The sequence below is a fragment of the Butyricicoccus sp. genome (assembly GCF_977037065.1).
Genome location: NZ_CDRQNY010000003.1, coordinates 96,055 through 117,546, shown reverse-complemented (window position 1 = coordinate 117,546; position 21,492 = coordinate 96,055). Strand labels below are relative to the sequence as shown.

14 protein-coding genes and 1 tRNA gene are annotated in these 21,492 nt (G+C 54.4%); 7 read left to right on the top strand and 8 right to left on the bottom strand.

The window, feature by feature from the left end:
• Positions 1 to 440 precede the first annotated feature (440 nt).
• The 5 genes from ACWVX6_RS02125 to ACWVX6_RS02105 all read left to right on the top strand — a co-directional run bounded on the left by ACWVX6_RS02125 (position 441) and on the right by ACWVX6_RS02105 (position 8,381).
• Positions 441 to 1,121, top strand: a complete 681-nt coding sequence (locus ACWVX6_RS02125; RefSeq protein WP_110435724.1) for a response regulator transcription factor — start codon at positions 441 to 443, stop codon at positions 1,119 to 1,121.
• Positions 1,118 to 2,644 carry an ATP-binding protein gene (locus ACWVX6_RS02120; RefSeq protein ID WP_455152220.1) on the top strand — a complete coding sequence of 509 codons (1,527 nt, stop codon included), beginning with the start codon at positions 1,118 to 1,120 and terminating at the stop codon, positions 2,642 to 2,644. Before ACWVX6_RS02125 ends, ACWVX6_RS02120 begins: the two co-directional genes overlap by 4 nt.
• Before the next feature lie 99 nt (positions 2,645 to 2,743).
• A tRNA-Met gene (locus tag ACWVX6_RS02115) sits at positions 2,744 to 2,819 on the top strand.
• 389 nt (positions 2,820 to 3,208) lie between these two features.
• Entirely contained in the window at positions 3,209 to 7,480 is a 4,272-nt protein-coding gene (locus ACWVX6_RS02110; protein WP_118761443.1) for an S-layer homology domain-containing protein, read from the top strand.
• A gap of 439 nt (positions 7,481 to 7,919) precedes the next feature.
• The gene (locus ACWVX6_RS02105) at positions 7,920 to 8,381 is read left to right on the top strand and encodes a transposase (RefSeq protein WP_118761444.1); all 462 of its coding nucleotides are present in this window, start codon (positions 7,920 to 7,922) and stop codon (positions 8,379 to 8,381) included.
• Between the two features lie 256 nt (positions 8,382 to 8,637).
• Here ACWVX6_RS02105 and pepF read toward each other — a convergent pair whose 3' ends face one another.
• From pepF to ACWVX6_RS02080, 5 genes are all read right to left on the bottom strand, one after another.
• The gene (gene pepF, locus ACWVX6_RS02100) at positions 8,638 to 10,437 is read right to left on the bottom strand and encodes an oligoendopeptidase F (RefSeq protein WP_455152219.1); all 1,800 of its coding nucleotides are present in this window, start codon (positions 10,435 to 10,437) and stop codon (positions 8,638 to 8,640) included.
• 286 nt (positions 10,438 to 10,723) lie between these two features.
• A complete protein-coding gene (locus ACWVX6_RS02095) occupies positions 10,724 to 11,191 on the bottom strand; it encodes a regulatory protein RecX (protein ID WP_455152218.1) in 468 nt (155 codons plus the stop codon).
• Positions 11,191 to 12,363 carry a recombinase RecA gene (gene recA / locus ACWVX6_RS02090; RefSeq protein WP_110435667.1) on the bottom strand — a complete coding sequence of 391 codons (1,173 nt, stop codon included), beginning with the start codon at positions 12,361 to 12,363 and terminating at the stop codon, positions 11,191 to 11,193. Before recA ends, ACWVX6_RS02095 begins: the two co-directional genes overlap by 1 nt.
• A gap of 179 nt (positions 12,364 to 12,542) precedes the next feature.
• Complete coding sequence (locus ACWVX6_RS02085) at positions 12,543 to 12,926, bottom strand: metal-dependent transcriptional regulator (protein ID WP_110435666.1); 384 nt, start codon at positions 12,924 to 12,926, stop codon at positions 12,543 to 12,545.
• A 155-nt stretch (positions 12,927 to 13,081) separates the two neighbouring features.
• Positions 13,082 to 13,540 (bottom strand): DUF4282 domain-containing protein, encoded by a 459-nt coding sequence (locus tag ACWVX6_RS02080; RefSeq protein ID WP_118761448.1) that lies wholly within the window; start codon positions 13,538 to 13,540, stop codon positions 13,082 to 13,084.
• Between the two features lie 342 nt (positions 13,541 to 13,882).
• On the opposite strand from ACWVX6_RS02080, the gene aguA reads away from it, so the two are divergent.
• Positions 13,883 to 14,977: an agmatine deiminase gene (aguA, locus tag ACWVX6_RS02075; protein ID WP_118761449.1), complete on the top strand. Its 1,095-nt coding sequence runs from the start codon at positions 13,883 to 13,885 to the stop codon at positions 14,975 to 14,977.
• A 44-nt stretch (positions 14,978 to 15,021) separates the two neighbouring features.
• Here aguA and trpS read toward each other — a convergent pair whose 3' ends face one another.
• From trpS to ACWVX6_RS02060, 3 genes are all read right to left on the bottom strand, one after another.
• Positions 15,022 to 16,083, bottom strand: a complete 1,062-nt coding sequence (gene trpS / locus ACWVX6_RS02070) for a tryptophan--tRNA ligase (protein WP_118761450.1) — start codon at positions 16,081 to 16,083, stop codon at positions 15,022 to 15,024.
• A gap of 14 nt (positions 16,084 to 16,097) precedes the next feature.
• Positions 16,098 to 16,664 carry a TetR/AcrR family transcriptional regulator gene (locus tag ACWVX6_RS02065; RefSeq protein ID WP_110435644.1) on the bottom strand — a complete coding sequence of 189 codons (567 nt, stop codon included), beginning with the start codon at positions 16,662 to 16,664 and terminating at the stop codon, positions 16,098 to 16,100.
• A gap of 252 nt (positions 16,665 to 16,916) precedes the next feature.
• Positions 16,917 to 19,721 carry a L,D-transpeptidase family protein gene (locus tag ACWVX6_RS02060; RefSeq protein ID WP_455152217.1) on the bottom strand — a complete coding sequence of 935 codons (2,805 nt, stop codon included), beginning with the start codon at positions 19,719 to 19,721 and terminating at the stop codon, positions 16,917 to 16,919.
• A gap of 302 nt (positions 19,722 to 20,023) precedes the next feature.
• Here ACWVX6_RS02060 and ACWVX6_RS02055 point away from each other — a divergent pair, with 302 nt between their 5' ends.
• On the top strand, positions 20,024 to 21,358 hold the full coding sequence (locus tag ACWVX6_RS02055) for a lysozyme inhibitor LprI family protein (RefSeq protein WP_455152216.1): 1,335 nt from the start codon (positions 20,024 to 20,026) through the stop codon (positions 21,356 to 21,358).
• Positions 21,359 to 21,492 lie beyond the last annotated feature (134 nt).

The window sequence follows — 21,492 nt, the reverse complement described above, 5'->3', positions numbered from 1 at the left end:
TGCGCGACACGGGTATCCACCAGGGGACCTTCTCTTGCCCTTCGGGCAATTCACCTTGTGTCGCGCCTGCGTAGACTAAACCGTATGTGTAGCAGCAGAGTATCTGACACTGCGTAAAGGTAGAGAAATGGGCGGACATATTGGTCGCCCCTACGGAAGATAAACAATATGGCCGTTTCTCTGGCGAGGCTCAGTTCTATGACAGGCAGACGCTAAGAGGAAGCGGGGAGATTCACAAGAGGGGTGGAAACCATAGGTGTCCACCCCTCTTGTGCCCCTCGCCGTGGGTACGGCGCCCCTGCCGGGCAGGCAAGACCCGTTCGCTTCTCAAGCAGCAATCTCCCGTTCAACAAAAATTGAAAACCCATGATTTTGTTCACAGAACGAACAAACACCGGCGGTATACTTGCGGTATTATAAGAATGTAAGGTGGAATTATATTGTCTACTATTTTAATCGCAGACGATGAGGCGCGTATCCGTCGTCTGGTCAGCGACTTTCTCAAGCGGGACGGTCATACCATCGTCGAGGCCGCCGATGGCAAGGAAGCACTGAATATTCTGGAGAACCGCCGTCCGGGACTGGATATGGCCATTCTGGATGTGATGATGCCGGGAATGGACGGCTTTGAAGTCCTGCGGGAGCTGCGCGAGCAGGAGCACGGCGAAACCCACCTGCCGGTTATGCTGCTCACCGCCCGTGCCGAGGACGCGGACCAGGTGCGCGGTCTGGAAGGCGGTGCGGACGATTACGTCACCAAGCCGTTCTCGCCGATCGTGCTGGCGGCCCGCGTGCGCACGCTGCTCAAACGAGAAGGCCGTGCCGGTGCACCGCTCGAACAGCTTGGCAAGCTGTCGGTCAATGAGCTGCGCCGTGAGGTCATGGTGGAGAACAAGCCGATCGACCTGACCCCCAAGGAGTACGAGCTGCTTATCTACTTCAAGAACAATCGTGCGATTGCGCTGTCGCGCGAGAGTATCCTCAATGCAGTCTGGGGTTACGATTACTTCGGCGACCTGCGTACCGTGGATACGCACGTTAAAAAGCTGCGCGCCAAGCTCGGCGAGTGCGGCACCATGATCGAAACCGTGCGCGGCTACGGTTACCGCTTTGAGGTATGAAGCTGAAGCATCGGTCAATCCGGGTTACGTTTTTTGCTGCGATCAGCATTATCGCGTTGGTGTTTATCGGTATTCTTGTGCTGCTCAACGTGTTTTTCTATCAGGATTACTATATGATGACACGCCGGAGCGAGCTGCGTGATGCCTACGGCAGCATCTGTACCAGCTACGCGAGTGATTCCTCGGATGTTGCCGCGCTGCTGGACAGCTATGAGAGCCGCAGTGCCATTCGTCTGGCAGTGGTGACCGATAACGGCGATGTGATTACCTCGTCTGCCATGCAGGAGGGTGACGTAGGGTTTGATTTTGGGCACATGGAGCAGAAGTTCCGCAGCTTTGCGGTGCTGGCGTCCGTGGTCCAGAATCGTGACTGGGTAGATTTGGGTAAAAACGAATACCGCTTTATGACGATCAGTCTGCGCGATAATGACCAGTATTTGTGTCTCATCGGCGTGCTGAATGCGGAACACGGTGAATATCTGATCGCATATATGCCCTATGCGTATATCGAACAGAATTCTTCGCTGAATCTGGTGTTTCTGCTGATTGCCGGCGGCTGTGCGCTGCTGATTTGTCTGGGGTGCGGCTATGTTATCTCGCGTCAGTTTACGCGCCCGCTTATTCAAATGGCGGGACTGGCCGACCGGATGAGTGAGCTGGATTTCTCTATGCAGTACACCGGCAAGGGGGACGGCGATGAGATTGACCAGCTGGGACAGTCGCTCAACCGCCTGTCTGCGTATTTGGAGCAGGCGATCGGTGAGCTGAAGGAGTCCAACGATCAGCTGGCACAGGAGATCGAGGAGAAGGAGCGTATCGACAATATGCGGCAGGAGTTCATCGTGAACGTGTCGCATGAGCTGAAAACGCCGATTGCGCTTATTCAGGGCTATGCCGAGGGCCTGACGGCCGGCGTGGCCGATGATCCTGAGGACCGCAAGTTCTACTGCGACACCATCGCCGATGAGGCCGACCACATGAACAAGCTGGTCATGCAGCTGCTCAGTCTGTCGCGGTTGGAGCTGGGTGCAGAGCAGACGTTCGACGAGGATATTGATCTGCATGCACTTTGCGCGGAAGCGGTGCGCAAAACCGCTGTTTTGTGTGAAAATCGAGGTTTGACCGTGGAATATGAGAACGCGCATATTACGGTCCGCACAGACGGCGATCTGCTCGATCAGGTGCTGATGAATTACCTGTCCAACGCTATCCGCTACACGCCTGAGGGAAAGCGCATTGAGATTTCGGCCGCAAAAACCGGCAACAGCGTGCGCCTGTCCGTGTTCAATGAAGGCGATGGTCTGCCGGAGGAGGAGCTACCGAAGATCTGGGAGAAATTCTACCGCACCGACCGCGCCCGCACCCGAGAGGCCGGCGGCACCGGCATCGGTCTGTCGCTTGTCCGCGCCATCGCGGATACCCTGCACGGCGCCTGCGGCGCAGAGAACGTCGAAGGCGGTATCTGCTTCTGGTTTGAGCTGCCGGATCTGCTGCCCGCGGAGGACAGCAAGATAAAAGACTGAATTTGTCGAATAGAAAATTGAAAATTATGCTTGACAACTGTGCTATCCTATGGTATAGTATATAAGCACTCTGAAAGAGAGCTGCGATAAAATCTATATCGCGGGGTAGAGCAGTTGGTAGCTCGTCGGGCTCATAACCCGGAGGCCGCAGGTTCAAGTCCTGTCCCCGCAACCATGTTTAACCGCTGATTTCGTGAGAAATCAGCGGTTTTTTTGTATTTTCAGAGGATTTGAAGATGCGCGGATAGGCACTCCAGCCCCAACTGTACCCCAACGGGGATAAAATGAGAGCAGGATTTGTTGCTTTTCGTTTGTGCAGTGGGTATAATGAAAATAAAATTTAGATTGATATCCGCGCAAATAATATGCTTTCTCCACTATTAGCTTTTTCATCGTCATTTTGACCCAAACAGAAAATCTTGGGGATATATGATCCATGCCTATCTCCGGAATATCTTCTCTAAAAAACATACAGATACAAAAAACCGGTTGATAAATGCGATAAAGCGCGCTATAATGTGTTCAGCTTTCAAGTACTGTCACACAGAAACAGAGAGATGAAACATGTATCGAATCAGAAAGCGTGCGTTATCTATCGTTTTATTGGTCGCTATGATATTGACGCTGATGCCTGTATCTGCGGCTGCGGCAGAGGACGGAACGGAGCAGGCAGCGCCGCATATCCTTTCAACCATAAAGCATGAGATGGGTGACGATGGGGCGGAAACCGGACAGATCACCGCACAGATCGAAGCATATCTGACCGACTCCGCCAACAAAACCCGCACGGTCAAGCCCTGCGACATCATCTTCTTGATCGAGCAGTCCACCTTTATGAACACCCAGAGCAACACCACATTATATGGACAGGAACGTGCGGATATTCTTAACACCATGGAGAAGATGCTGGATGCCATCCCGGCGCCCACAACAGGCGGCGAACACCGGGTGGCGATTTCGGGTTATGGACGCATCAATAATGCCGGCAATTCGGATACCTATGTCCCAAATCAATATCCGGGAAAAAAGCTGGATCCTTCCGAGAACCTGAGTTTGAATACAGGCTATTATACCTGTAAAGATAACGCCCCGGTGTTCCACTCCGCAAAGGGATGGACCGAGTGGAGCAAGGTGGAAGGGAGCAACGACAAAACGCTGCCTCAGATGCCGAATGGCTATCTTGCGAATGAGGCCTATGACGATGTGTTTATGCGCATTTCCGACGCCAAGAATGTCATCGACGCAGATAAGATGGTGTCCTGGCACGCACAGGCCTCCCGTATGGACGCCGGGCTGCAGCTGACAGAAAGTCTGGCACAGATCGCAAAGGCTCATAAAGCGTCCGACAAGGACCGGAATCTGATCGTCTTCATCGCCGCCAGTTCCCTGCCCTATCAGAACGAGGTCGGCGGATATCAGACGCTCCGCCCCGACGCGGCGATTGCAGCGGCAGAAAAATTGAAGAAAGACTATGGCGCAACGATTTTTGGCTTTGGCGACTTCAACAAACTGAACCTGAAAAATGGGCTCACAGAGGCAGAACAGCGGAACAACTTCAATGCGACGATGGCTTCTATCTGCGGCAACACCAATACAACCGATGGCGCTGCCTATTTCAAAGGGCTGAGCCAAGCGCACGACATTGATGAAGCGCTGAGCGAGCTGCTGATTCAGATCGATGCCAACGTGAATCCCAATGCGGAAAAACTGTTCATCGATGTGACCTCTTTTCAGGAAGCAGGCAGTAAAGATACCTCCCATGACTGGGCGCAGATAAAAGCGAAGCACCACATTCTTTCCAGCAGCTCGATCAACGAGATCGCCTCTGTCGATTACTACCGGTTTACGGGGTATAAGGACAAAACTCCCCAGTTTGATATGTCGGCACCTGTAAGACATGCCAATCTCAGCATTTCTAAGATCGGAAACGGGGACAGCATTCAAACCACCCTGAACCTTGTGCCCATCCCGCCCGCAAAGGAGGGGGGCAGTGCTTACGGAGAAAAGGCTGTGATCACCATTACCGACCCCGTATGTGTGGATTATAAGTGGGTAGGCGACTGGAAACCGCCATTTGACCCTCCCATCCACGAACATGCGGCGCGCAATACGACCATCAGCCCTGCAAACCCGAGACAGCAGGAGGTCAGCACAAAGAATGTAAAGCTGAAATTTGACGGTTGGTACCGTCTCTGGAACGACGACGTGGATAAGGAGGAAGACGGGAAGAAGACATGGAACTATAAAGGCCAGAAATATGTTTCCTATCAGAATACCATATACGCCGCATTCGGCAGCGATTTGCAGCTTTACGGCCGTTGGCTGCCGTCCATTGATGTGAATTTCCATTGGATCGGCTCTGTGATCCCGAAGGACTTGGACGAGCCGTCCCCGGTTTCCCTTTCCTTGGGTGACGCCGGCGGATGTTTCTATCGGGCCGAAACCCCCACTTTGGCTGGCTATGAATTTGACGGCTGGTATAAGAACTCCGCCTGCACCAAGCGCTATGACAGCAATGGCGAAAATCTGAGTGCAAATACAGACCTTTATGGGCGTTGGATAAAGCTCGGCACAAAAGAGGTTACTTTTACCGTTGTAAACGGCAGTTGGAACACAGACAGCACCTGGTACAAACAACCAGCCGCCAGTGTGGACGATGAAAACTCCGATACCGTTACCGTTCAGGTTCCTCTGCGGAACGGCAAAGGCACCCTCACCACGGATCTGATTCCTTATGTCGATCGCGGTGATATGCAGCCTTCGAATGAATATAAGAAACCCGGTACTTGGGGGGATTCTGCGCCGGATACCAATGTGGATGCCATCACAGAGAACGGAACCTATCAGTACACCTACACCTTCCCGAAAAAGGATACGTATACCATCACTTATCGGTGGGTGCCGGGTACAGAGGTACCGGAGGACGTAAAATTGCCTGAGCAGCAGTCTAAAGAAGACACCAGCAGCGGAGCGAAGCCTGAATTTGATATTCAGCAGCCTAAGGAATCTTCTGACGACAAGTGGCACTTTGACGGTTGGTACACTACATCGAAAATCACTGAAAACGATAAGCCGATTTCCGACACCACATATTCGTTTGGCAATACGACTGATAAAAACCTGACGCTCTACGGCAAATGGCGCCACGAGGACTGCACTGTAACTTTTGATGCAGATAATGGCCAACCGGCCCTTGGATATTTCAACAATGGTTCCTATTCCGTCAGCTATATCGTTCCCTATGGTTCTACGCTTGCAGAACTTCCAGAAGAAGTTCCTGCGCCGGCTCCCAATAGCACTGACAGATACTATTTCCAGGGATGGATGGACAAAGATTCCAATTCTAATATTTTCTACACCAGCAGAGCGATTCAGACGATGACGGTGAAGCGTGACTGGAACTTTGTTGCCCAATGGTGGCCTATCGTTACCTTTGACGCCAACGGCGGAGAGTGGAAGCTTTCCGAAGGTCAGCCGAAGAGCCGATATGTTCCGGTACTGGCAAATGCAAACGACCATATCGATGCGCTGCGTCCGCCTGTGAAAGAGGGATATACCTTCCTCGGCTGGTGTTATAAGGATGCAGGGGAAATCATTGATTTCAACACCGAGACATTTACTGGTGCAAAGACCGTTTATGCCCGCTGGGCAAAAAATGCCACAGTTACGTTTAAAATTGTAAACGGCTATTGGTCCGGCAAAACAGCCGAGGACAGAAATGTTACCGTTGTGCTGTATCCCCAGGCAGACGGCTCCGTCGGCGGCACATTGCCCGCAAGCTCTGTGCCCTCCATTATGATCCCGGCGGCAGGCTATGAAAACGCAGCCGGCAGTTGGGACGTTGCGCCGAATATCGAACCGAACGGTATTGTGGATTCTGTGATCTATACATATACTTTTGGCCGGACGCACAGCGGCGGTCATACTTCCGGCGGCAGTACGTCGACGAAACTGACGCTGCACTATGAGAGCAATGGCGGTACTTCCTATAAGGACGAAAGCTATTCCTCCGGCACGACTGTGACGCTGGATAAGGCTCCTGTCCGCGAGAGCTATACCTTCACCGGCTGGTACGCCGACAAAGCGCTGACCGACAAGATCACCAAGGTGAAAATGACGGGCAATAAGACGGTCTACGCCGGTTGGACGGCAACAGGGGTGCCGGATATGCTGAACGGCGATGACCACTACGCCTATGTAGTCGGTTACTCCGATGGCACCGTCCGTCCGAACGCGAACATCAGCCGCGCCGAAGTTGCAACGATTTTCTTCCGCCTGCTCAAGGAGGAAGTGCGTGATGGCAACCTCACCGCTGAAAACACATTTGCTGATGTAACGGATGGGCAGTGGCACAACAAGGCGATTTCCACGATGGCGAAACTGGGTGTCGTTAAGGGACGCAATGCTGAAGCTTTCGACCCGAACGCTCCCATTACCCGCGCCGAGTTTGCAACGATCTGCGCTCGTTTCGATAAGACACAGATCAGCACCGGCAGTAACTTCACGGATATTTCCGGTCACTGGGCAGAAAAGTACATTGAGAGAGCCGCAACACTGGGCTGGATCGCAGGCTATTCTGACGGAACGTTCCGCCCCGGCAACTACATCACCCGCGCAGAGGCAATGACGATGATCAACCGCGTGCTCTGCCGTATGCCGCAGAGTGAGGATGACCTGCTGAACGACATGACCGTTTGGCCGGACAATCATCCGACCGACTGGCATTACCTCGCAGTTCAGGAGGCGACCAACAGCCACGAGTTTGACCGTAAGGGCGAGGTTAACGAAAAGTGGACGAAGCTGACGAAAGCGCCGGATTGGACGCGGTATCAGTAAAATCCATTCATAGCAATCATCTATTCCTGCTTTTAAGGGGCTGTTGCACAAGGCCCAACAAAAAGACCAGAGTTATTTAGCCAAAAGGCTTTACAACTCTGGTCTTTTGCTTTAACGTTAAATGAAACGGATAAAGCAAGAACAGCATATCGAAATTGAGGAGAAAAGTCAACAGTTAAAATTTCGAATGCAGACAGAAATTTAAATCGACAAACATCATGCGCTCTGTCAAGCAAGCGACCAGCTTGAGGAACTGGACTATACAAAATTGTATTTCGCTTATTCGGGAATCCGAAAATCGCAGATCGAGCGTGTGTTATTCAAGGTGCTGGTATGCGCCTACATAAAAGGCGTATAACAATTACGAATCCGGTCAGAAGCGTTCCTTTAAGGCTCAGATCGGCAGAATGGAAAACATGGGCTACTACGAACCGGATGACTGCTTTATCTGCAAGAATGGCAGACATCTGGACTATGTTTCAAAATATACTTCTCACACCAAAGATGGTACACAGAGCGAGAAATCTCTGTTTACCGCTGTAAAGACTGCTCTGATTGTCCTTACCGTTCTGTTTGCTGCAAGGCAAAAGATGAGAATAGAAGAAAAGAGATTTCCGTCTGCTGGGAATTTCAGAAGATGCGCCAGCAGTCTTACCGGAATATTACCTCCGAAGAGGGAAAGCTGCTTCGGTGCAACCGTTCCATCCAGGCGGAAGGAGCTTTCGGACAACTCAAGCACAACCGCAGCTTCAAACGCTTCCTGACCGGTGGAAACATTAAGGTTCTGGAAGAACTGCTCTTTCTGGGGCTTTCTCAGAACATTGCACATTTCGTTTCCAAATGCAACCGCGGCTTACAGAAGCAGCATCTCATCCAGCCAAAAGCCTACCTGAAATTCTGATTTTCTGAAAAACGAAAAAATAGACTCTTCCAAAGACTTCTAAAAGTCGGAAGGGTCTATTTTTGCTGACTAAGTTTTCGACATTTTACTCGTTTGACGCTTGTTTTCCTCATTTTTACGCCGAGAAAGATAGAAAAAGGGCTGCTGCACTGGCTTTCTTCCTTGTGCAACAGCCCGTTTCTTTACTCTAATCGAGTGTTACAGACAATGAAAAATGCAAAAAGAAACGTCATTCTCCATTTTTCATCCGCAATTCTCAATTCAGAATCTTTTCCATCTCCGAGATCATTTCATCAAACAGCTTTGTTGCGTCCTCAATCGGCTTCGGACTTGCCATATCCACGCCCGCGCCGCGCAGCAGCGTGATCGGGTCGGCGGAGCAGCCGCCGGACAGGAAGCCGAGGTAATCCTTCACCGCCGGTTCACCCTCCCGCAGAATGCGGCGCGAAAGTGCAATGGCAGCGGCGTAGCCGGTCGCGTACTGGTAAACGTAGTAATCGTAGTAGAAGTGCGGAATACGCGCCCATTCAAGCGAAATTTCCTCATCTACGTTCATTTCTGGTCCGAAATACTGCTCGTTCAGCTTTTTGTACATCGCGCAGAGCGCTTCGGCGGTCGTGCCCTCGCCGCGCTGGGTCATTTCGTTGGTAGCAAGCTCGAACTCGGCGAACATGGTCTGACGGTACAGTGTGCCGCGGAACTGCTCGAGGAAGTGGTTGATGAGGTACGCGCGCTCCTTCTTATCGGTCGTGACGGACAGCAGGTACTCCATCAGCAGGGCCTCGTTGCAGGTGGATGCAACCTCGGCAACAAAGATAACGTAATCCTGATACGCGGTCGGCTGGGTCTTGTTGGACAGGTACGAGTGGATGGAGTGGCCCATCTCATGCACAAGCGTGAACACATCGTCAAGCGTGCCCTTGAAGTTGAGCAGCACATACGGGTGTACGCGCGCACCTGCCGAGTACGCGCCCGAGCGCTTGCCCTCGTTCTCGTACACGTCGATCCAGCCGTTTGCAAAGCCTTCGCGGAGCAGGTTCAGGTAGTCCTCGCCGAGCGGCGCGAGCGCCTTCAGTGCGATCTCCTTGGCCTCCTCGAACGTGAATTTCATTTCCACGCCGTCCACGACCGGCACATACAGGTCGTACATGTGCAGTTCGTCCACGCCGAGCAGCTTCTTTCTCAGCGTAACATAGCGGTACATGGGCGCAAACGAGCGGTGCACCGCGTCGATCAGGTTGCGGTAAATCTCGGTCGGCACTTCATTGCCGTCAAGGGCGGCATCCAGCGTCGAGGGGTACTTGCGGACATTCGCGAAGAACAGCAGCTGCTTGAGCTGCGCGGACAGCGTTGCCGCCGAGGTGTTGCGGAACTGGCCGTAAACCGAGTACAGCGAATCGAACGCGGACTTGCGGAGCACGCGGTCGTAGGACTGCATCAGCGGGATGAATGTGCCGTGCGTGACGGGGTGCTTATTGCCGTCCTTGTCCACTGCGTCCGGGAATTTGAGGTCGGCATCGTTGAGCATCGAGTAGATGTCATCCGGGCTGGCGGCCATTTCGCCTGCAGCGGCGAGGATTGCCTCCTCCTTGTCGGACAGCACATGCTCTCGGCGGCGGCGAATGCGGTCGATATTCAGGCGGTACAGCTCCAGCTCGGGTGCTTCGGCGTACAGACGGTTCATGTCCTCATCGCTGATGGCGAGCAGCTCAGGGGTCTCAAACGCGGCGGCAGACTGAATTTCGACCGCGAAGCGCGTCACCTGGCTGACCATCTCCTGATAGGCGGCGACGCGGGTGTCCTCATCGCTGCGGCGCTGGGCGTAGTGTACGAGCGCGTCGAATGCCAGGCTGATTTCATCATCCAGACGGAAAAAAGACAGCAGAACAGCGCCGCTTTCGGCCAGTCTGCCGCGGAATGCGGTGATGCGCGGAATGAACTCCTTGGCCTTCGCTAACGCAGCACGCCAGTCATCGTCGGTCGCAAACAGATCCTGAATCGCCCATTTGTCCTTTGCGGGCACATCTGCGCGGGCGGGAATTTTATTGGTTTCCATGGAAATACTTCCTTTCCGGTAGAGTTTTCTCCTCTTATTATGATACTCCAACCGCGGGATTCATGCAAGACCCTGTCGCAAAACTACCGTTTTGCCGACAAGAGGAACGGACCGTGGGCCGCTCCAGAGTCGTCCGAAAGTTCCTGTGCAGAAACTTTCTTCCTCTATAAGTCAAAAAAGTCAGGTACACACCCTGACTTTTTTGGAATTTGCACAGCAAATTCTATTTCATGCGCGCTATCGCGCGAAAAGATTCACTTGAGGATAGAAACCCTTGAATAAAAAATTATTCTTCCTCCGGCAGCGAATTGCCGTAGGTTTCGAGTGCGCGCTTGATATCATTCCACGCAAAACCGCGACGCTGGAGTGCCGCAACGGCTTTTTCGACCTCTTTGCGATCGGAAACGTCACCGCGCAGGCGTTTTTCGAGCAGAGCCAGCATTTGCGCCTCATCCGGAGAGAAGGTCTGCATAGCCGCTTCTGCGGTGTCGCGGTCTATGCCGCGGCGGGTCAGCTCCTGCCGGATGCGTGCCGCGCCGTAGCCCTTGCGCGTGTAGCCGCGCACAACGCTTTCCGCGAAAAGCTCGTCATTGAGCATACTGCGTTCGGTCAGCCACGCAAGCGCGTAATCGGCGGCTTCCTCATCGTGCCCCTTGGCAAGCAGCTTGTCGCGCAGCATTTTCGCACTCAGCGCCCGGTAAGACAGCTGTTTTGCCGCCATATCGAGGGCTGCGCGGTATTTATCCTCGCTCATTATTCTTCGTCGAGGTCGTCAAAATCGTCCGCGTCGATGGAGACCGCCTTGGAGGACGACGGACGCGGTGCCTTATCCGCAGGCTTTTCGGCCTTCTCGGTCGGCACAGCGGCGGAAGGACGTGCCGCATGGCTCTGCGCCAGCTTGCTGCGCTCCTCGGCAACCTTTTCCATGATCTGCTTCTGTACGTCATCCGCGATGTCCGGATGATCCTTGAAATACTGCTTGGCAGCATCGCGGCCCTGACCCAGACGGGTATCGCCCATGGAGAACCACGCGCCGGATTTGTTGAGGATGCCGAATTCCACGCCGAGATCGACCAGCTCGCTCGTGCGGGAAATGCCTTCGCCGTACATAATATCGAACTCAGCCTGCTTGAACGGGGGAGCGACCTTGTTTTTTACAACCTTTACGCGGGTGTGGCTGCCGATCAGCTCGGTGCCGTTTTTCAGATGCTCCACGCGGCGAACCTCCATGCGGACAGACGCATAGAACTTGAGCGCACGGCCGCCGGTGGTGACCTCCGGATTGCCGTAAATGACGCCGACCTTTTCACGCAGCTGGTTGATAAAGATGGCTACACACTGGCTCTTGGCGATCGAGCCGGCCAGCTTTCGCATCGCCTGACTCATCATGCGGGCATGCAGACCGACAAAGGAATCGCCCATTTCGCCTTCGATTTCGGCGCGCGGCGTCAGCGCGGCAACCGAGTCGATAACGACGATATCGATCGCGCCCGAGCGCACAAGCGCTTCCGCAATGTCCAGACCCTGCTCACCGGTGTCCGGCTGGGAGACCAGCAGGCTGTCAATGTCAACGCCGAGTGCCTTGGCGTAAACCGGGTCGAGCGCGTGCTCGGCATCGATAAACGCAGCCGTGCCGCCCAGCTTCTGCGCCTCTGCAACGCTGTGCAGCGCAACCGTGGTCTTACCGGAGGATTCCGGTCCGTAGATCTCAATGATTCGGCCGCGCGGCAGACCGCCGATGCCGAGCGCGAGATCCAGACCGATCGAGCCGGTCGGGATGTGTTCGATGTTCATGCCGGTGTTTTCGCCCAGACGCATGACCGAGCCCTTGCCGAACTGCTTTTCGATCTGACCGAGCGCAGCGGCAAGTGCTTTCTTCTTATCAGCCGCAGGAGCGACTGGTTCCAACTGCTTTTTGGTAGCCATGATAGCATTTCCTCCTGAAAAAGTTACAAATATGAAAGCCGCAGAGCGGCGGTGTATTCGGATTCGATACACCCATTATAACAGGGTGCCGATTTGAATGCAATGATTTTATCGAAAATTTGTTCGATAAAATTTGATATAAAAAATCCTGCCTTTTCAGGCAGGATTTTCAACAGGTCTTATTTACCCTGTGCGTCGATATACGCCTTCGCATGCTGCTTGAGCTTGTCGAAGGTTTCCTCGCTCAGCACATGCTCGATGCGGCACGCATCCTCAGCGGCGGTCTCAGCGTCCACGCCGAGAGCGGTGAGGAACGCGGTGAGCACGGTGTGGCGCTCGTAAATGCTGGTGGCGATCTGCATGCCGGATTCGGTCAGCCCCAGCAGACCGTTCTGGTCGATGGAAACGTAACCGTTATCGCGCAGCAGGCCAACGGCACGGCTGATGCTCGGCTTGGAAAAGCCGGTGTAGTGCGCAACGTCGATCGAGCGCACCTGTCCATTTTTCTGCGTCAGAACCAGGATGGCTTCCAGGTAGTTTTCCGCGCTTTCCTGAATTTTCAATGCACGGACCTCCTTTTCTAAGATACTCTTTTCTGTAGGGCAGCACATGGGTTGGTCCTGCCGCGAAATTCTGTAATAGTATATCTATTTTATCATGACTTGCGTGTTTTTGCAATCTGCGTTGAACAAATTTCAAGCGGAAACAGCGGTCTGTGTTACGGCTGATCGGGCGGGAGCGGATTTTCCGGTGTATTCTGCGGCTCGGGAGCCGGCTGCTCGAACGGCTGCGGCTCGGGCATTTTGCGGTCAATGCTGCGCAGGGTGCGGTGCATGCTGAACAGCATCATAATAAATTCATAGCCGAGCCGTGCAGCAATATTTCCGATGATAAACAGCAGAATCGCCCAGAAAAAGTGGAAAAACAGCAGAATAACGCTGTAAACAGCCAGCGCAGCGACCGTCATGCAGTACAGGATTTTCAGCAGACCCTCGGTGTACGCGTGCCGGAAATTGAGAAAATCATGCAGCTTTGCCGCTGCACCGTGATAGTGATTCGGTTTGCGGACAAACAGCGTGTACAGCGCGATGCCGCCCGCAAGAATCAGTAAAAGTGCCAGAATCGGCAGAATCATTGTGAAAAGCGGTGTGTATGTATAGGTGTAAGTGTAATTCATGGTATGCACCTCTCCTTTGGAAATGGGTTGATACATTTTTAGTGTACCATATTCTGCGGGGTTGATAAAGGGAAAGTTGAATAATTGAGAATGGAAAATGGAGAATGGAGAATGCAGGTGAGGGGAAAATCGGTGTATTTATCAGGTGAGAATGGCGTTATCATTAAGAAACGGCGGCAATCGTGGAATCGCAGGGACGGTCGGCGACCGCCCGCATACCGTTCAATATTACGTTCATTTTCCATTCTCCATTCTCAATTTTTCATTTCAAACCGCCTACGACCATTGCAAATTCCATCAAAATGTTGTACTCTTGATGTACCACCGAACGGGAGAGATACCATGAAAATTTTGCACACTACACCCGCGCAGGACGGGTTTTATATGCCTGCGGAGTTTGCACCGCATGAGGGCTGCCTGATGATCTGGCCGGAACGCGCCGACAGCTGGCAGTACGGCGCCTATGCGGCCCGGAAAGCCTTTCTGCGTGTAATCGAGACGATTTCCGAAAGCGAAAGCATGACCGTGCTCTGCTCGGAAGGGCAGTATGACAACGCGCGTGCACAGCTGCCCGACCGCGTTCGTCTGGTCGTGATGGAGACTGACGATGCGTGGGCGCGTGATGTTGGCCCGACCTTTGTTATCAACGACAGGGGAGAGCGCCGCGGCATCGACTGGGGGTTTAACGCGTGGGGCGGCGATGTGGACGGCCTGTATCCCTCGTGGGAGAAGGACAACCGTGTGGCGCGCAAGTTCTGCGACCTGCTGAACAATGACGTATATGACAAACGCGATTTCATTTGCGAGGGCGGCTCCATTCACTCGGACGGCGAGGGCACCGCGCTCGTCACCGAAGCCTGCCTGCTGAGCGCGGGACGCAATCCCGATCTCACAAAGACTCAAATTGAGCAGGTTTTGTGCGATTATCTGGGCGTTTCCAAGGTGATCTGGCTGCCGCGCGGTATTTACAACGACGAGACCAACGAACACGTTGACAACGTATGCGCTTTCACGGCTCCGGGCGAGGTTGTGCTCGCGTGGACGGACGACGAGACCGACCCGCAGTATGCGCTTTCCAAGGCGAGTCTGGATGCATTGGAAGCCGCGACCGATGCCAAGGGACGCAGGATCAAGGTGCACAAGCTGCCGCTGCCCAAGCCGGTGACCATCACCGCAGAGGAGTGCGACGGCCTTGACCTGTGCGACGGCGAGCCGACCCGCACCCCGGGAGAGCGTCTGGCGGCAAGCTACGTCAACTTCTACATTGCGAACGAGGCTGTTGTCATGCCTGCCTTCGGTGACCCGATGGATGAAAAGGCGCAGGCCATCCTGCAGGAGCTTTTCCCGACCCGTAAGGTGGTTGCGATTGCTGCCCGTGATATTCTGATTGGCGGCGGCAATATCCACTGCGTGACCCAGCAAATCCCGAAAGTGTAAAAATAGAGGACGAACCAAGTGGTTCGTCCTTTATTTTGCTATTTTTACTTGAGCAGACCGTTATCGGTGAAATAGTCGATTTTCATCGCGTGACGGACTCGATCGAGCGTACCCTGAGCAGTCTCAGCGGCGATTTCGCTGCCCTTCTTGAGAATCTCGTAGACTTCAGGCAGGCGACCCTCCCACTGCGCACGGCGCTCACGCATGGGCGACAGCAGAGACTGCATGACGTTGTTCAGGAACTTCTTCACCTTCACATCGCCGAGTCCGCCGCGCTGGTAGTGCGCTTTCAGCTCGTCAAGATTCTGGTAGTCCGGCAGGAATTCTGCGAAGTGCTCCGGCTGGCAGAAAGCATCCAGATAGGTGAACACGGTATTGCCCTCCAACTTGCCGGGATCCTGCACGCGGATATGGTCCGGATCGGTGTACATGGACATGATCTTCTCACGAACGACCTCCTCCGGATCCGCAAGGTAGATGCAGTTGCCGAGCGACTTGCTCATCTTCGCCTTGCCGTCCGTGCCGGGCAGACGCATGCAGGCGTTGTTGGACGGAAGAACAATCTGCGGCATCGTCAGCGTTTCACCGTAAATCGTGTTGAACTTGTGCACGATTTCGCGGCACTGCTCGAGCATCGGCTCCTGGTCCTCGCCGACCGGAACAGCCGTAGCGTTGAATGCGGTGATGTCCGCCGCCTGACTGATCGGATAGCAGAAAAAACCGACCGGAATGCTGGCTTCAAAGTTGCGCATCTGAATCTCTGCCTTAACGGTAGGGTTGCGCTGTACACGGGACACGGTGACAAGATTCATGTAGTAGAACGTCAGCTCGGTCAGCTGCGGCACCATGGACTGGATGAAGATATTCGTCTTTTCCGGATCAATGCCGACCGCAAGATAGTCCAGCGCGACCTTCATAATGTTCTGGCGCACGCGCTCCGGGTGCTCGGCGTTGTCGGTCAGCGCCTGTGCATCCGCAATCATGATGTAAATTTCGTCATATTTTCCGGAATTCTGCAGCTTCACGCGCTCGGCCAGTGAGCCGACGTAGTGGCCGACATGCAGGTTGCCGGTCGGGCGGTCGCCCGTAAGAATGATCTGTTTCATATCGTAAACGCTCCTTAAAATTCGTTTTTCAGACAGGTTTTCCAGTTTTCGGGCAGTTCCACGTTGGAGGAAATCCACATGGCGAACATGCCGTTGAGCATCGTCCAGTAGCGCAGAAGCCGCCATCGTGTCTCATCCTGCGGAATGCCTTGCTTTTCCGCGATAGCGACAGCCACACGGCGGAAAACGGAAAACGGCGGGTAGTTGCCCTCGATCGGCTCAAGCGAGAACGTCAGCTTCTGGGACGCATTGCGGAAATACGCGCTGAAATACGTCGGGTTGCGCATGTAAAAATCCAGATAGGCGGTGCCGAGCTGCTCCATGGTCTGCGGCAGGCTTTCGTCCAGACCGCTGAGCGTCAGCTCGAGTGTGCGCGTCAGCTCCTGCATGACGTAGGCACGGCAGGCGTCGATCAGGCGCTCCTTGCTGTCAAAGTGGCGGTAGATGGCGTTGTGACTCACGCCGCACTGCGTTGCCAGCCGCCGGAGAGAAAGATTTTCAAGGCCGTCCTGCGAGATCAGCGTGACCGCTTCCTCCAACAGCTTGCTTTTGAGATTTCCGTGATGATACTGATCGGCCATTTTCTCACCTCGTTGTTTGTTGTGATGGGTTTATTATAGTCCCTGATGTTGTCGGCGTCAACATTAAAATGTCACAACGATAACCAATTACATTTGCGAAAAATGCGTATAAAATGACGAATTACATTATCATGGTGAGAATTTATCGTTGCGATGCAAGACAGGATGTTGATGATGTACACACTGTTTTGCGGCAAAAAAACACCGATACTCTCCGGAAAAACGGAGAATATCGGTGTTTGCAGCTGCGGTTTAGTAGATTACGACAGTCGAGCCAATCGGTACGTTGTCGTAAATCCAGTTGATGTCGTTGTGCTTCATGCGTACACAGCCGTGCGAAACCGGATAGCCGCTGCTGAAGTCGTATTCGGTATCGGTGCCGGGATAGCACAGGCGGGAGTGGAACGCGTAGCCGGTGCCCGGGTAGAAGCCTACAACCGGACGAACCGTGTAAGTACCGGTGGTCCAGCCTGCCTTCAGCTTGTAGCTGACAGTGGTTACGCCGACCGGAGTCGGGGTGGAGGCAGCGCCGGTGCCGACGATAAAGCTCTTGGTCAGCTTCCAGTTGCCCTTGGAGCCGGTGAATACGTTTACATGCTGGTATGCGCGGTTGATCCAGACCAGATAATTGGTGTTGCTGGAGTAGCCCTTGGCGTTGATCCAGACCTCCTTGGTGGTCTTGGAGTAGTCGTTGTTAGCGGCGTAGGACGTGGTGTAGTTGCCGCGGTAAACCGAGGATACCTGCTTGAGGATAGCGGCAGCGTCGCGCTGTGCATACCACTCGGCAGAGTAATTCTCGATCGGAACGGTCTTCTGGGCGTAAACCTGCTCAGTTTCGCCGGTGGACGGGTTGTCGTAGAGCAGCTTAAAGCCAATCGCCGTGCTGGTCTTCATATTCTTGGTGAAGGTGAAGGTGCTGGTGTGGCTGGAGGTCTTGTCATTGGTCAGCTCGAAGCTGTTGTTCGTGCAGCCCTTGATCGCGGAGCCGTCCTGATACCAGATTGCAGTGCAGGTAACGCCTTCCTTTACGCCGGAGAAGCTGACCTTGGCAGTCAGCGAGCCGCCGGCCTTAACCTTATCCGGAACAGTCATCGTGATTTGAACGCCATCCAGACCGGGATCGATATTGTCAATGGTGTGATCCGTATTAGCGGTTACGGTGCAGCCGACCATGCGGGTGTCTACGGTGCCGATCTTGCCGGTGCCGTCAACCGTGGTGTTCTTGCCGGCCAGAACCATCGTGCCGACCGTGCCGGACAGCGTGATGCGGTTGCCGGAGCCGCGCAGTACGGAAACGGTATCCGCGTCGCCCTTGAGCAGGATGGTGTTGTTGCTGCCGGTAATGGTGATGGCATCCGAGGTCATGCCTTCGAGCACGATCGTGCGGCCGGAAGCGGTGATCTCGATGTTGGAGACTGCGCCGCTGTAGCCAACGGAGCCGCCTTTGCCTGCGATAACGAGCGTGTTTACGGACGAAGTGTTGTCCATCTTAACATCCGCCGTGCCTGCCGGGTCAACAGCAAGCGTGGAAATGCTGGTCTGCTTGGTGGCATTCAGTACAGCGCGCTCCTCGCCCTTGAGGACGATGCGGTGCGAGCTGCTGACGGAATCGAGCGAAATTTCATTCGTGGGAGCGGCAAAGATCCAGTCGCCGTCTGCGACAGCGCCGGTCAGAGCGATGCTCGGATTGGTGAGTACGGTGCCGCCGGCCAGCTCAGTCGGTGCGCTGTCTGCGTTGGTGGCAGCTGCAATGCGCACGATCATGGTGACGAACTGTGCACGGGTCAGCTTGTTCGACGGAGACAGCTTGGCAGCAGAGGTACCGTTTACAACGCCCTGGCTGATCAGAGCGGCAGCTGCCTGCTTCTGCTCGGTGGTCATGGAGGAGGTATCGGTGAAGCTGCTCAGTTCATCGGCAGCGGTCTCTGCGCGGTCGTACGCAAACGCACGAGCCATCAGCACGAAAGCCTCGGCACGGGTAGCTGCAGTGTCAAAGCTGCGGTTGTCGTTTGCGGTGATCAGACCGAGGTGGATGGCCTTGCCCAGATCCCCGCTGTACCATGCGGACTGCTGGCTGGCAGCCAGACCGGATACACTGTCGGCCTGCGTTGCGCCAAGCGCGCGGTTGAGAATAACGATAGCCTCGGAACGCTTGACCGAGTTGTTCGGCATAATTTTGCCGTTGATGCCCTTCAGAAGACCCAGTTCAACACCCTTGCGCAGCGAAGCGGCAGCCCAGTGACCGTCGATATCCGGGAAATCCGTGGTCGCCGGATCGGAAGGTGTGGTCGGGTCAGTCGGAGTCGTGGGTTCGGTGGGAGTGGTCGGAGTCGTCGGAACGGTGGTCGTCGGAACGGCGGTCTGCTCCATTGCAAACGGGAGCGGATCGAGCATCAGATACTGCGGCATGTACTTGGACGCACCGGCACGCAGCGGATCGGAATCACCGCCAATTACCAGCTTGTTGTCGGAGAAGCTGTCGTCCACTAGCATGCGGAAGGTGGTGGTGCCCCAGTGGAAGGTGAGCCACTGCGCCTTGTCAGCGTCGTTCTTGCTGTCCGCGAGGTATGCCTTTACCTTGTTGTGGGCCTCGGTCAGCTTGGTCTTGCCGGAGTCGGTCAGGGCGATCTCAACGGCTTCTGCGCCGTTCTCGGTGGTTGCCTTGGCAGAGGCAAAATCTGCACGGTCGAACTGCCACTCCTCGTTCAGAAAGTCGGTCACACTGCATAGACGGCGGTCGCCCAGACGAGCGGCCCAGTAAGCGGCAGTGCTGCCGGTAGCTGTTTTCGGAATGGAAACGGTGATCACATCGCCGGAAACGGCGGCAGACGCGCCGGTCAGACCCTCAAGCTGCATGCGCTGTGAGATGGTCTTCTGCGCTGCTGCCAGATCGGTCTGGAGAGCAGTGCTGTCGTACGCGCTGCCGGTGATCGGCTTGAGTGCAAACATCAGCGCGTTTGCAGCCGTGGTTGTCGCCGAATCATTTACGGCAAAAGCAGTGGTGAACAGCATCATGGCGGCCAGCAGACCGCTGAAAATGCGTTTTGTCAACTTCAAAATACTATCCCCTTTTTGACAGTTGCAGAATGCGGACATTCTGCCTTACTTTATTACCTATATTTTACGTTCCGGACCAGAGCTTGTCAAGATGAGTAAGGTTTCAGTTCCGAAACATTTCGCTGTCCGCTGGGGACGGCGTACCCACGCCGAGAGGGCAAGAGGGCAGGCAAGCTTCCCTCGCTTCGCAAGCGGCAATCCCAATACTGGGAACGGCCATCCACGCTTTACAATCTGAATACAGCATGTTATACTATAAAATAAGCATAAAAACGACCCTTTTTCAAAGGAGGAAATCACCCATGCTTTGCAAAAACTGCGGCAAGGAGCTGCCGATCGCCGGAAAATTCTGCCCCTTCTGCGGCGCAGCTGTCGAGCAGACCGGTGTCAATGACGAAACAGCTGTATTTACCACCCTGCCGGATGATATGAAGGACCCTGTTGAGACCGGTCCGATTGACACCAGCGCGTTTGACGCGGCTATGCGGGCCGAAAAGCAGCAGCTTCCGGTGGACGACACGGCTGCCAATCCGCTGGCAGACACCAATCCCAATATTCCGAATCCGAGCATTCCCACGCAGGCTGCCATGCATCCGATCGACACGCCGCCGACCCGCCGTGCTGCGGGCACGCCCGAGCGCCGCACGACCTACTACAACGGTGAGGCCGATCCGAAGGACCGCGTTTACAAAAAGCCGTCCAAGGGAAAACGCGGCCTGATTATTGCGCTGGTGGTCATCATCGTGGCGGCTTTGATTGGCGGCGGTGTGTGGTATTTTACAAATTCACACAAGACCGACGAAAACCTCGTCATGGCCGAAAAGTATATGGATCGCGGTGACTTCGACAAGGCGCTCGAGTATTACCAGAAGGCGCAGGCGGAAGCCAAGGATCCGGCGGCTCTGGATGCGACCATTCAGCTGATCAAGGACTATCAGTCTGCCGAGGATTATGTGGGCAACGGCCAGTACACCGAGGCCATTGCGGCGCTCAAGCAGCTGCAGAACCGTGTCACCGACCCGGATTCCGCGATGTACAAGGCCATCGAGGATTTGCTCGATAAGGCGCAGTCTGCCCAGTCGGACGATCAGTTCAACTCCGATCTGGACGAGGCACAGAGCTATCTGGACGATAAAAAGTACGATGCCGCCAGCGGCAAGCTGGATTCTCTGGCAAATGATGATTCGCTGACCGATGACCAGAAAAAGCAGGTCAAGGAGCTGCAGAAGCAGCTTTCCGATGCACAGCAGCAGGAAAAGCAGCAGGAAGAGAGCAGCCAGAAAAAGGCCGAGCAGCGCGATGCGTTCAGCAAAAAGATGGATGAGCTGGAAAGTGACGATCTGAAAATTTCGTCGGCAGAGAATCAGGAGGATGAGCTGGCCATGACCGCAAGCTCGTTCGAGCAATGGGATAACCTGCTGAGTGAGATGTACGACTACCTTGCGACTGTGCTCAACGCCGATCAGTACGCTTCCGAGGAGGCAAGCTACAAGCAGTGGGTGCAGGAGCGGGATTCCGGTGCGGAAAATGCCGCAAAGGAGACCGAGGATGACACCGCAAAGCAGCTTGCATCCTACAGCTTTAAGCAGAGCTACACCAAAACACGCTGCTATAAGCTGCTCGATCTGATGAACTGAACACAGGAATAACGAAAAAAGGACGCATAACGCGTCCTTTTTGTTTGCCGCAAACGAGAAACAAGAGTGCAAAAAAGCGCCGCTTTCTTGCGAAAACGACGCTTTGCGTATCCTTGATTATAAAAAACGAATTG